General features: G+C 62.4%; 10 protein-coding genes and 1 pseudogene. 7 read left to right on the forward strand and 4 right to left on the reverse strand.

What is annotated here, in order from left to right; genetic code table 11:
- From EN935_RS07330 to proC, 3 genes and pseudogenes are all read left to right on the forward strand, one after another.
- Window positions 1–448, forward strand: a pseudogene (locus EN935_RS07330) (glycosyltransferase family 2 protein); the annotation flags it as partial.
- Complete coding sequence (locus EN935_RS07335; protein WP_127262353.1) at window positions 417–1,763, forward strand: O-antigen ligase; 1,347 nt, start codon at window positions 417–419, stop codon at window positions 1,761–1,763. The pseudogene EN935_RS07330 and the gene EN935_RS07335, both read left to right, overlap by 32 nt.
- A gap of 60 nt (window positions 1,764–1,823) precedes the next feature.
- Window positions 1,824–2,639: a pyrroline-5-carboxylate reductase gene (gene proC, locus EN935_RS07340; protein WP_109670284.1), complete on the forward strand. Its 816-nt coding sequence runs from the start codon at window positions 1,824–1,826 to the stop codon at window positions 2,637–2,639.
- 4 nt (window positions 2,640–2,643) lie between these two features.
- Here the strand turns inward: proC and EN935_RS07345 are convergent, their stop codons facing one another.
- Window positions 2,644–3,960: an NAD(P)H-dependent oxidoreductase gene (locus EN935_RS07345; protein ID WP_127262352.1), complete on the reverse strand. Its 1,317-nt coding sequence runs from the start codon at window positions 3,958–3,960 to the stop codon at window positions 2,644–2,646.
- 338 nt (window positions 3,961–4,298) lie between these two features.
- On the opposite strand from EN935_RS07345, the gene EN935_RS07350 reads away from it, so the two are divergent.
- The 3 genes from EN935_RS07350 to EN935_RS07360 all read left to right on the forward strand — a co-directional run bounded on the left by EN935_RS07350 (window position 4,299) and on the right by EN935_RS07360 (window position 6,546).
- Window positions 4,299–5,705, forward strand: a complete 1,407-nt coding sequence (locus tag EN935_RS07350) for a PTS transporter subunit IIC (RefSeq protein ID WP_109670291.1) — start codon at window positions 4,299–4,301, stop codon at window positions 5,703–5,705.
- Between the two features lie 74 nt (window positions 5,706–5,779).
- Complete coding sequence (locus tag EN935_RS07355; RefSeq protein ID WP_127262351.1) at window positions 5,780–6,241, forward strand: PTS sugar transporter subunit IIA; 462 nt, start codon at window positions 5,780–5,782, stop codon at window positions 6,239–6,241.
- Between the two features lie 17 nt (window positions 6,242–6,258).
- On the forward strand, window positions 6,259–6,546 hold the full coding sequence (locus EN935_RS07360) for a PTS sugar transporter subunit IIB (RefSeq protein WP_056583361.1): 288 nt from the start codon (window positions 6,259–6,261) through the stop codon (window positions 6,544–6,546).
- Between the two features lie 52 nt (window positions 6,547–6,598).
- Here the strand turns inward: EN935_RS07360 and EN935_RS07365 are convergent, their stop codons facing one another.
- Together EN935_RS07365 and EN935_RS07370 are read right to left on the reverse strand one after the other, a co-directional pair.
- Entirely contained in the window at window positions 6,599–7,993 is a 1,395-nt protein-coding gene (locus EN935_RS07365; RefSeq protein WP_127262350.1) for a multicopper oxidase family protein, read from the reverse strand.
- A gap of 156 nt (window positions 7,994–8,149) precedes the next feature.
- Window positions 8,150–8,782, reverse strand: coding sequence for a TetR/AcrR family transcriptional regulator (locus EN935_RS07370; RefSeq protein ID WP_109670298.1), 633 nt, complete (start codon window positions 8,780–8,782; stop codon window positions 8,150–8,152).
- Window positions 8,783–8,884: 102 nt separating this feature from the next.
- Between EN935_RS07370 and EN935_RS07375 the strand changes: the two genes are divergently transcribed.
- Window positions 8,885–9,289, forward strand: coding sequence for a VOC family protein (locus EN935_RS07375; protein ID WP_109670300.1), 405 nt, complete (start codon window positions 8,885–8,887; stop codon window positions 9,287–9,289).
- A gap of 89 nt (window positions 9,290–9,378) precedes the next feature.
- On the opposite strand, the gene metH is transcribed toward EN935_RS07375, so the two are convergent.
- Window positions 9,379–12,649: methionine synthase (gene metH, locus EN935_RS07380; RefSeq protein WP_127373240.1), on the reverse strand; the 3,271-nt coding region annotated here is incomplete at its 5' end.

Here is a 12,649-nt window from a genome sequence, read left to right on the forward strand (position 1 = left end):
TCTTCTGGTCGGGCGCAACGTGCTGATCGCCATGGGTCCGCCCTTTCTCGATCTGAAGTTCAACTTCATGGGCGGCGGCGATTCCGATTTCCTGAGCCGGGCGGCGCAGCGCGGTTTCGTGCTTGGCTGGTGCGCTGAAGCGCAAGTGCAAGAAACCGTTCCGGCCCGGCGTGTCGAGGCCGACTGGATCCGTGCCCGCAGCCTGCGCAACGGCGTCATCTCGACACTGGTCGAAAAGAAGAAGCGCGCCGGCACGCCATTGGCCGGCGTCAAGGTGTTGCTGAAGAGCCTGGTGCTGCTTGCCGCCTCGCCGTTTCGCGGCCTGATGCGGCTGGCGCGAACCGGATCGCCGGCGATCGCCATCTACCCCGTTCATGTGGCGCTAGGCCGCGTGCTGGCCGAATTCGGATATGCCAATGAGCAATACCGCCAGCCTGAGAAAAACTGAGCGCGCGCCGCTCAGCGCCGCGTTCACGCGCGAAGGCGTGGCCACTGCCATTGCCGCGCTGCTGTTCACCGTCATCATGGTGTCCTTCCGGCCGTTCCAGCCGGCCGGCGCCGAGCTCACCGGTCAAGGCGGCGACATCGTCAACCAGCTTGGCTTCAGTTCGCTCGGCGCCATGTCGATCTTCTCGCTGATGGCTTTTGCCGATCCGCGCGTAGTGCGCTCGCTGCTCAGCCCATCCTGGATGCTGATGCTGGGCTTCTTTTTCCTGTCGGTGGTGCTGGCAACCGACCCGCCCTCGGCCATGCGTGCCGCCTCCTTCACGCTGATCGGCATCCTGACGATGGCGACGATCCTGGTGCTGCCGCGCGACGCCGAGGCCTTCTCAAAAGTCATCATCTTCACCGCCGTCGCGGTCATAGGCCTTTCCTATCTCGGCCTCATCATCTTTCCGCACGAAGCGATGCACACCGCCGACTCACAGGAGCCCGAACATGCCGGCCTGTGGCGCGGCGTGTTCACCCACAAGAACATCGCCGGCCCGATCATGGCCTGCCTCAGCTTCGCAGGTCTTTATCTCTACCGGCGCGGGCAGCGCTACTGGGGCGCCGGGATCTTCCTCGCGGCGATGATCTTCATGCTGCACACCGGCTCCAAGACAACAGCTGGCCTGGTGCCGTTCTCGATCCTGATCGTGATGTTCCCGAGCCTGATAGGCATGCGGCTCGGCACGCCGATCCTGTTTGCGCTAGCGATCATCGCCACGGCGGTCGGCACGCTGGGCATCGTCTTCCTGCCGCCGGTGAAACATCTGGCGGCAATCTATTTTCCCGACATGACCTACACCGGCCGCACGACGCTGTGGGAGTTTGCCGGCAGCATGCTGGCGAAGAAGCCATGGACCGGCTACGGCTATGAGAGCTTCTGGGGAACGCCGCTGCTGCTCAATCAGGACCAGCCCTTCGACCGGCCCTGGGACATCAGAACCATCGTGCACGGCCATGACGGCTATCTCGACATCGCCGTGCTGATGGGCATTCCGGCACTTTGCGTGGCGGTCTACACCTTCCTCATCGCGCCGCTGCGCGACTACATGCGCATTCCGCTGCGCAGGGAAAACATCTTTCTCGGCGACTTCTTCATGATGGTGGTGCTGTTCACGGCGCTCAACGCTTTCCTCGAAAGCTTCTTCTTCCATCGCGGCGACCCGGTCTGGCTGTTCTTCGTGCTCGGCGTGCTTGGCCTCAGGCAAGTCTCGCTGCGACCGATGGCGGTGCGTGATCCCGATCACGATGCGCAATCTTCCCGTCCGTCCTGACAGGGCTTCCCCAGCGAAGCGCTAGCGTCTATGTGATGGCCTTCCTTCGGAGGGCTTTCGATGACGATCAGGCTTGTTCTCGCCGGCTGCGGCAATATGGGTTACGCCATGCTCTCAGGCTGGCTGAAATCCGGCAAGCTCGCGCCGTCGGCGGTTTTCGTGGTCGAGCCCAATGCCGATCTGCGCAATCGCGCGGCAACGCTGGGCTGTGCGACATCAACCGATGCCAGTAGCATTCCGGCCGATGCCGTGCCCGATCTCGTCGTCATCGCGGTGAAGCCGCAGGTGATCCGCGACGTCACCGCCGCCTACAAGCGCTTCGCAGATGGCCGCACCACCTTCGTCAGCATCGCCGCCGGCACGCCTGCCGCTACCTTCGAGGAAATCCTGGGCAGCCGCACACCGATCGTGCGCTGCATGCCCAACACGCCGGCAGCAATCGGCAAAGGCATGATGGTGGTGTTCTCCAATAGGCTGGTTTCCGAAGACACCAAGCGTTTCGTCGCCGACCTGCTGTCGGCGAGCGGCGAGGTGACCACCATCGATGACGAGGGCCTGATGGATGCGGTGACCGCCGTGTCGGGGTCGGGGCCAGCCTATATCTTTCATTTCATCGAGGCGCTGACCGTGGCAGCCGAGAGGGCTGGGCTGCCGACGGCAACCGCCAAGCTGCTCGCCATGCAGACCGTCTACGGCGCTGCCTCGCTCGCCGCCGAAAGCGGCGAGGAGCCGGGCGTGCTACGCCAGCAAGTGACCAGTCCCAAGGGGACGACGGCGGCGGCGCTGGAGGTGCTGATGGGCGAGGACCGGCTGACCAATCTGCTGACCCGGGCAGTCGAGGCGGCGCGGTTGCGGTCTGTCGAGCTGGGGAAGTAAATCCTCAGCTTGCCCCGTAAAGCATCTCATCCTGGAGTCGGCGCAAGGCGAACAGCCTCGTCGTCTGATCGGGTGACGCATTGTCGGCGGTCAGCAATTCGCCTTTCCTGACCGGTTTCAGCACCTTGCCGCCCTCGAGCAGGCCGACCGGCACGGCGCGCCGGGCACGGGCTTCGCCGACAGTCATGGTCCAGGAACGATAGCAGGTCTCGCCGATCGCATCGAAGGTCTCGCCGGCGGCAAGGTCGCGCTTGGCGACGGCGCACACCTCGGCCACCGGCCTTGGCAGCGGCACCATGTCAGGCTTGCCGAAAAGCATGATGCGGGCGGCGGTCAGCGGCACTTCCAGCGAGGTCAGATGATAGGGCCTGAACAGGCTGTAGTAAGGACCGTGGCCGATATGCAGATCGTCCATGCGCTCGATGATGCGCGGATGCGTCGCCTCGACGATGACGAAGACGCCGGGCGCGACGCCTTTGCCGACCGTGTAGTCGACGACGCCTTTCTTCAGCAACAGACCGCCATCCTCACGCGGAATGAGCACCTTGGCGAGATCGTCGCGGTCGGCCTTGGGGCCGTGCATGCCGGGCACATCGGGCACGAGCCCGGTGGCGTTGGCGATAGCGCACATCTCGACCATGGTCTTGGAGCCATCCACGAACTCGACCAGCATGCGCGGGTTCATGTTGCGGCGGATCGCTTCCTCGCGATAGTCATCGGGCACGGCATCGTGGTTGAGCGGGTTGTTCTTGCCCTTGCCGGCTGAGACGATGGTTAGCCCGAGCGCCGACGCGAACTCGATCAGCTCCATGCAGCTCGACGGCTCGTCGCCAGCACCCACCGAATAAACGACGCCAAGCCGGTCAGCCTGCTGTTTGAGGTAGCAGCCGATGGTGACGTCGGCCTCGACGTTCATCATCACCAGATGCTTGCCGTGCTCCATCGCCGACAGGCAGAAATCGGCGGCGACACCCGGCTTGCCGGTGGCGTCGATGACGACGTCGATCAACGGATTGGTGACCAGCATCTCGTTGGAGGTGATGGCGATCTTGCCACTCTCTATGGCGCCGGTAACTTTCGACGCGGTGTCGGCTTCGACCGCCATGGCTTCATCGCCATAGGCGATGCGGATGGCATCGCGCGCGGTGTGCGGGCGGCGTGTCGAGACGGCGCAGACCGAAATGCCCGGCATCAGCATGCCTTGCGTGACCAGATCGGTGCCCATCTCGCCCGAGCCAATGACGCCGATGCGCACAGGGCGGCCCTCGGCGGCACGCCTGGCGAGATCGCGGGCAAGGCCGGTCAGGGCGACATTGGTCATGCAGGAATGTCCACAGCTTCGTGATTATGGTCGGATAGCAGGGAACCGGCTCCATTTGCCAACGAAACCGTTGGCGACCGGCATTTTCCAGCGAAATCGCCCGAACAAGGGACATTCGTCCCGGGCGATTGGCACAAAGGGTTGCCAATTGACATTGTCGTGAACAGCCACAATAAAACATTCGTTCGCCAACAAAGGCAAATGTTCATCGACAGATCAGAGAGCATGCGCCTCGCGGCGGACTGGGGAGTGTCTTTGCGCCAGGGTGGCGTCAAAGGCTGGATGGAGCATCATTGCGAGGCGTCGAGCGAAGGCTCGGGGGCTCCAGGGGAGGAATAATGGATACTGTTCTCGCGGGCCTCAAAGGGGCCATCGACACGCTCGGCCCAACGATCCTGCTACCGATCGTCATTTTTATCATCGCCGTGGTTCTGGGCGCCAAGATCAGCAAGGCTTTTCGCGCCGCCGTCACCATCGGCGTCGCCTTCATCGGCATCAATCTCGTGCTTGGCCTCATGTTCACGTCGATCGGAGACGTTGCCAAGGCCATCGTCACCAACACCGGCATCCATCGCGACATCATCGATGTGGGCTGGCCTTCGGCCGCGGCGATCGCCTTCGGCTCATCGGTCGGCCTGTGGGTCATTCCGGTCGGCATCCTCGTCAACATCGTGCTGCTGCTGACACGCATGACGCGCACGCTCAATGTCGACGTCTGGAATTTCTGGCATTTCGCCTTTGTCGGCTCACTGGTCGTCGCCGCGACAGACAATCTGGCCTATGGCATCGCGGTCGCAGCACTTGTCGCCGCGCTGTCGCTGCTCTTCGCCGACTGGTCGGCACGCGCGGTGCAGCAATTCTACGGCGTGCCCGGCATTTCCGTGCCGCACCTTGCCTCCGCGCAGATCCTGCCGATCGCCATTGTGCTCAACTGGATCATGGACCGCATTCCCGGCATCAACCGCATCAACATCAACACCGATACGATCGAGCGCAGGTTCGGCGTGTTCGGAGAACCTGTCGTGATGGGCCTGATCATCGGCCTCGTGCTCGGCGCGATCGCCTTCTACAATGCGGGTGATCTCAGCGTGGTGCTGGCAAAGGTTCTGGGCACCGGCATGACGTTGGCGGCGGTCATGCTGCTGCTGCCGCGCATGGTCAAGATACTGATGGAGGGCCTGCTCCCGGTTTCCGACGCAGCCCAGGCGTTCGTACGCAAGCGCACCGGCGACCGCGAGCTGCTTGTTGGCCTCGATTCGGCGATCCTGATCGGCCATCCGGCCGCGATCTCGTCGTCGCTGATCCTGGTGCCGATCGCGATCATCCTGTCCATCATCCTGCCAGGCAACCGCGTCATCCTGTTCGCCGACCTGGCGGTCATTCCCTTCATCGTCGCCATGACCGCGCCTCTGGTCAAAGGCAATGTGTTCCGCATGGTGGTGATCGGCACGGTGACGCTGGCCATCGGCTTCTACGTCGCCAACGCGCTGGCGCCGCTGTTCACCAGTGCTGCCGTCGCATCGGGCTTCAAGCTGCCGGCGGATGCGCTGCAGATCACCTCGGTGGTCGACGGCTTCCTGTGGGTGCCTTACGTGATCATCGAGGCGATCCAGGGAATGGGGCTTGTCGGCATCATCGTGATCGCGGTGGTCATCGCGGCATTGTTTGTCCTCTACCGCCGCAATCCGCTCGGCTGGGAACGGGCCGCGGGCGCCGAGGACGAGCCGGCCGAAGAGACGGTCTGAACTTGATAGCGCCTTGCGTTTGAACCGATCGTGCGCCCTTCACGGGCGCACGATTTCATCGACGGAGCAAAGAAATGCCTGACGGCCTCATGCAGCTTCTGGATCCCGAAGCGATCGTGCTCGGATCCGATGCATCGACCAATGAGGAGATCATCCGCATCCTGGCGGGCCGGCTCGAGATGCTTGGTTATGTCAAAAGCTCCTATGCCGACGCGGTCGTGCGCCGCGAATTGACCATCCCGACAGGACTGCCGCTGGAGCGCCCCGACAATGTCGCGGTACCGCACACCGATCCGAAGCATGTGCTGAAGCCGGGCATCGCGATGGGCACATTGAAACAACCGGTAACCTTCGCCAACATGGAAGACCCCGACGAGATGCTGCCGGTCGGCATTGTCTTCCTGCTTGCCATCAATGACAAGGACAAGCAGATTGAGGCGCTGCAGGCCGTCATGGCCATCATCCAGAATCCGCAAACCTTGGACGGCTTGAGGTCGGCCAGAACCCTCGACGACGTGCGAGCCGTACTCGGCTGAAACAAGGAGAAGCAGAGATGTCCAGACAGAAAACCATTCTCTTTGCCTGCGGCACGGGCATCGCCACCTCGACCGCGGTCAACGTCGCCGTCACCGAGGAAATGAAGAAGCGCGGCCTCACCTTCAATGCCCAGCAGGCAAAGGCCACCGAAGTGCCGGGACTGGCCGACAATGTCGACTTCATCGTCGCCACCACTCCGATCTCCGCTTCGGTGACCAAGCCGGTCATCAAAGGCCTCGCCTTCCTCACCGGCATCGGCAAGGACAAGATCCTCGACGAGATCGAGGCGCAATTGCGCAAGTGACGGTCTCGAAGCGTCGCGGAGGCTGGCTCGGCCTCGGTAACAGGACGAGGCTTCAGACCACCCTGACGTAGCTCGTCATTCCCGATTTCTGATGCTCGATGATGTGGCAATGCAGCAGCCAGTCGCCGGGATTGTCGGCGACGAAACCGAGCTGAACCTTCTCATTGGGCTGGATGAGATAGGTGTCGGAAATGACAGGCTGAACCTGGCGCGTCGAGGATGACAGCACCTTGAAGCTCATGCCGTGCAGATGCATCGGATGGGATTGCGGCGTCAGGTTCTCCATGTCGATGACATAGCTCCTGCCGAGCTTCAATTCGGCCAGCGGGGCGGTCGGATCCGGCGTATCGCCGGGCCAGGGCACCTTGTTGATGGCCCAGAAACTGTAGCCAAGTGAACCACAGATGCCATCGCTCGGGACATTTTCCGCCGTGGCGCTGAGTGCTAGGGAAATATGTTGGGCGCCGGTGAGATCTACTTCCGCCACCGGATTGACCTCCAGCGGCGCGAGATCGCGAATGTCCCGCTTGAGCGAGTTTCCTGTCGCGCGCAGGGTCGCCAGGATTTTTGGCTTCGTGCCCCTGACGTCTCTCAGGCTGACGATCGCGCCCTCGTCGTCGGGCATGCTGATGGCCAGCTCCATGCGCTGACCGGGTCCAAGCAGCAAGGCATCGGGGGAAAAACGCTGCGGCACCGGATTGCCATCCAGCGCGATGACTGACGCCTCGGCGCCGTCGACGCGAAAGGCATAGATCCGGGTGACGTCGGTGATAGCGACCCTGAGCCGCACCAGCCCTCCGGCCGGCGCATCATATTGCGGCTGATCGAGCCAGTTGGCGGTGCGCACCGTGCCGTAAGTGCCGGTTTTTGCGGCATCGCGCGGTCGGAACTGATCGATGAACTGGCCATCGTCGCCGAGGCGCCAGTCGCGCAGGTTGAGGACGATTTCGGCATCGAATTCCGGATCGCTGGGGTTCTCGACCACGATCACGCCCGTCAGGCCGTGGCCCATCTGCTCCAGCGTGTTGCAATGCGGGTGGTACCAGAAGGTGCCGGCGTCGGGTGGCGTGAAGGCGTAATCGAAATGGTCGCCGGTATAGACGTAGGGCTGGACCAGGAACGGCACGCCGTCCATCTTGTTTGGAACGCGAATGCCGTGCCAGTGGATCGTCGTCGGATCGTCGATGGCGTTGACAAGACGCGCGGCAAAGGGCTCGCCCTTTTTCATCCTGAGCACCGGCGGCATTCCGGCGTTGCCATAGGTCAGCACATCCCTGGTCTGGCCGACATCCATCAGCTTCGTCTGGATCTTTGCCGTCTGCAAAACCACCGGCTCAGGCGTGGCAGCGGCCCAACCGCCAAGCCGACCCAGGGCCGAGAGCCCGATCCCGCCCGCGCCGGCAACCGCAGCCGCTTTCAAAAGCCTGCGGCGTGTGAGTACGGTCATTCGGCGCTCCAACTGCAAAGACGGCTGCCTTGGGTTTATCGCAGCCTTGGATCGTAAGCGAGCAGCCTGTGCAAAACCGGCCTGCTGGCAGTTGAAGCTGTTTCTGGCGCGGCAGATCTACTCAAGATACCAGCCGATGTAGACGGAGGAGCGCGACTATTTCAACCGCGCCCCATAGGCGGCAAGAAACGCTTCGACCGAAGCATCGGCGTGCCGCTCAAGGTCAGCCTTCGAGCGCGGGTTGCTTCCGGTGAACATGGCTTCGTTCATAGGGATCCAGAGAAGCATTCCGAAGAGATGACTGGCCGCCAAACGGGGATCGCTAGTCTGCAACAGGCCTCGACTGGTAAGTTTTTGAAAGCATGATGCCACCGAGGCAAGCATGCGCTCAAAACCTTTTTCATACCAGCTGCGGCCAAGCTGCGGCATTCGATCCGAGTTGGCGATAATCAGACGCCGCAGCTTCAACAAGTTGTCGTCCATCAGCGTCGTTGTCATGCGCCGGGCAAGCTGCTGCAGACCGCCCTCCATGAATTGCGCCTCGGAAAGCAGCATCGTCACGGACTCGACAACATCGTTGGTCTGGCTGGCGGTGGACTCGACGACTTCGCTGAAAAGCGTCTCCTTGTCCGTGAAATGCTTGTAGACGGTCTGCTTGGAAGCGCCTGCCTTGGTGGCGATCTCTTCCATGCTGGTTCCATCATAACCCTTGGCGATGAACGCGGCTGTGGCCGCTTCGATGATTTCACGATCCTTGCGAGCCGACCTGGTCTCACCATTAATTTTCATAGCGCCTCTCAACTAGTACTAGACGGTACCGTTCCCGCATGGTAGCCACAAATACAGTACTAGACTGGCTAGTACCCGTCAACGAAAGCAAGGCTTAGACCGATGACCAAAATGATCTTCCTCAATCTACCGGTACGCGATCTGCAGGTGGCGACCAAGTTCTATCTCGCGATCGGGGGCACGCTGAATCCGCAGTTCTCGAACGACCAGGCCAGCTCGATCATGTTCTCCGACTCCATTGGGGTCATGTTGCTTACACACCAGCATTACAGCCAGTTCACAGCGCGCCCGATCGGCGATGCCAAGCGTGACAGCCAGATGCTGATTGCGCTCACCACCGACAGCAAGGACGAGGTCAATGCCGTAATCGAGAAGGGCGTGGCGGCAGGCGGTCGCGCCGATCCCAACCCAGTGCAGGATCTCGGTTTCATGTTCAACCGCCACATCGAAGATCCGGACGGCAACGTCTGGGAGCTGCTGTGGATGAACCCGTCCGCCATGCAATAGCCCACCGGAATCGAAGCGGGCCAGGATGACAATGGAGAAGCGATTGGCATTCGCCTGTCGCTTCTCCATCAGACGCGCGCCGGCATCAGCTATTCAGCCGCCTCGGCATAGTGCGCCGGCACATAATTGAGAATGGGGCCAAGCCAGCGCTCGACCTCGGCCAACGGCATCGCCTTACGAACAGCATAGTCCTCGACCTGGTCGCGTTCGACCTTGGCGACGCCGAAGTAATAGCTTTCGGGATGCGAGAGATAGATCCCCGATACGGACGAGCCCGGCCACATCGCATAGCTTTCAGTCAGGCTGACGCCGGCATTGGCTTCGCCGTCGAGCAGCCGGAACAGTGTGGCCTTTTCAGTATGGTCGGGCTGCGCCGGATAGCCGGGCGCCGGGCGGATGCCGCGATAGGGTTCGCCGATCAGCTCGTCGGGCGCCAGCGCTTCGTCTGGCACGTAGCCCCAGAACTCCTTGCGCACCTTCTCGTGCATGCGCTCGGCAAAGGCTTCGGCGAAGCGGTCTGCCAGCGCCTTGACCATGATCGAGGAATAGTCGTCATTAGCGCGCTCGAAGCGCTCTGATATCGCCACCTCCTCGATGCCGGCGGTGACGATGAAGCCGCCGATGTAGTCGGGCTTGCCGCTATCCGCTGGCGCGACGAAATCCGACAGCGCGACATTGGCCTTGCCGTCGCGCTTGGTCAGTTGCTGGCGCAACGTGAAGAACGTCGCCAGTTCCTGCGACCGCTTCTCGTCCGTGAACAGCCTGATGTCGTCGCCGACGGCATTGGCCGGCCAGAAGCCGATGACACCGCGCGGCGCGAACCATTTTTCGGCAATGATCTTCTTCAGCATCGCCTGCGCATCTTCGAACAGCTGGCGCGCGGCGGCGCCTTGCGCCTCGTCTTCGAGTATCTTCGGATAGCGGCCCTTCAACTCCCAGGTCTGGAAGAACGGTGTCCAATCGATGTAGCGCGCGAGTTCCGTGAGGTCCCAGTTCTCGAACACCTTCACGCCGGTAAAAGACGGCTTCGGTGGCTCATATTCAGACCAGTCTATCCGATGCGCGTTGGCCCTCGCCTTGGTCAGCGGCAGCCGCTGCTTGTCGGCTTCGGAGCGGGCATGCGCATCGGCGACCTTCTTGTATTCGGCCCGCACGGCGTCGACATAGTCAGCCTTGCTGTCATTTGACAGCAAGGCTGACACCACGCCGACTGCCCGGCTGGCGTCGTTGACATAGACGGTCTGGCCCCTGGTGTAGCGCGGATGGATCTTCACCGCCGTGTGCACGCGGCTGGTCGTCGCGCCGCCGATCAGCAGCGGAATGTCGAAGCCTTCGCGCTCCATCTCGGCGGCCATGTGCGCCATCTCGTCGAGCGAAGGCGTGATCAAGCCGGACAGGCCGATAATGTCGACTTGTCTCTCGCGCGCCGTCTGCAGGATTTTTGCCGCCGGCACCATGACGCCGAGATCGATGATCTCGTAATTGTTGCAGGCCAGCACGACGCCGACGATGTTCTTGCCGATGTCGTGGACATCGCCCTTCACCGTCGCCATCAGGATCTTTCCGGCCGTCTGGCGTTCGCCATTGTCGATGCCATTGGCGGCGTTGGCCAGCTTCTCGGCCTCCATATGCGGCAGCAATCCGGCCACCGCCTGCTTCATCACCCGCGCCGACTTCACCACTTGCGGCAGGAACATCTTGCCCGCGCCGAACAGATCGCCGACGACGTTCATGCCGGCCATCAGCGGGCCTTCGATGACATGCAGCGGGCGCTCGGCCGCCAGCCTGGCTTCCTCGGTGTCGGCGTCGATGAATTCGGTGATGCCATTGACCAGCGCATGGCTGATCCGCTGTTCGACTGTCCATTCGCGCCAGGCAAGATCGCGCTCCTTGGCTTCCTGGCCCACCGTGCCCTTGAAGCGTTCGGCGATCTCCAGCATGCGTTCGGTGGCGGTGCCGCCGGCCTTGGGCACACGGTTGAGCACGACATCCTCGCAGGCCTCGCGCAGCGCCGGCTCGATCGTGTCGTAGACGGCGAGCTGGCCAGCATTGACGATGCCCATATCCATGCCGCGCTGGATGGCATGGTAGAGGAACACTGCGTGCATGGCCTCGCGCACCGGCTCATTGCCGCGGAACGAGAAGGACAGGTTCGACACGCCGCCGGAAATGTGGACATGCGGCAGCGTGCCGGTGATCTCGCCCGTCGCCTCGATGAAGTCGACGCCGTAATTGTCGTGCTCCTCGATGCCGGTGGCGATGGCGAACACGTTCGGATCGAAGACGATATCCTCGGGCGGGAAGCCGGCCTGCTCGGTCAAGAGCTTGTAGGCGCGGGTGCAGATCTCCACCTTGCGCGCTTTGGTATCGGCCTGGCCGTCTTCGTCGAAGGCCATGACGACCACCGCCGCGCCATAGGCGCGCACGAGCCTGGCATGATGCAGGAACGCAGCCTCGCCTTCCTTCATCGAGATGGAGTTGACCAGCGGTTTGCCCTGCACGCATTTCAGGCCGGCCTCGATGATCTCCCATTTCGAACTGTCGACCATGACGGGAACGCGGGCGATGTCCGGCTCGGCGGCGATCAGGTTGAGATAATCGACCATCGCCTTCTTCGAATCGATCAGCCCCTCGTCCATGTTGATGTCGATGATCTGCGCGCCATTGGCGACCTGGTCGCGCGCCACGTCGAGCGCGGCGACATAGTCGCCCGCCGTGATCAGCTTCCTGAACTTGGCCGACCCGGTGACATTGGTGCGCTCGCCGACATTGACGAACGGAATCTCGTCGGTCAGCGTGAACGGCTCCAGCCCGGACAGGCGCATCCTGGGCTCGATGTCCGGAATGGTGCGCGGCGGATACTTCCGCACCGCATCAGCGATGGCGCGGATGTGCTCCGGCGTCGAGCCGCAGCAGCCGCCGACGACATTGACCAATCCCTCGCGGGCAAACTCCTCGATCTGCGCGGCCATGAAGTCCGGGCTCTCGTCATACCGGCCGAATTCATTGGGCAGGCCGGCATTCGGATAGGCGCAGGTGAAGGTGTTGGCGACGCCTGATATTTCGGCCAGATGGTCACGCATGGCGTTGGCGCCGAGCGCGCAGTTGAGGCCGATGGTGAAGGGGCTGGCATGGCGCACCGAATGCCAGAAGGCGGTCGGCGTCTGGCCCGACAGCGTGCGGCCGGCGAGATCTGTGATGGTGCCGGAGATCATCACCGGCAGGCGCACGCCCTTCTCGATGAAGATCTCTTCTGCTGCGAAGATCGCCGCCTTGGCGTTCAGCGTGTCGAAGATGGTCTCGATCAGGATGATGTCGGCGCCGCCGTCGATCAACCCCCGCAACTGCTCGCCATAGGCG

Origin of the sequence: Mesorhizobium sp. M7D.F.Ca.US.004.03.1.1 (assembly GCF_003998635.1) — a bacterium.
Taxonomy (GTDB): Bacteria; Pseudomonadota; Alphaproteobacteria; order Rhizobiales; family Rhizobiaceae; genus Mesorhizobium; species Mesorhizobium loti.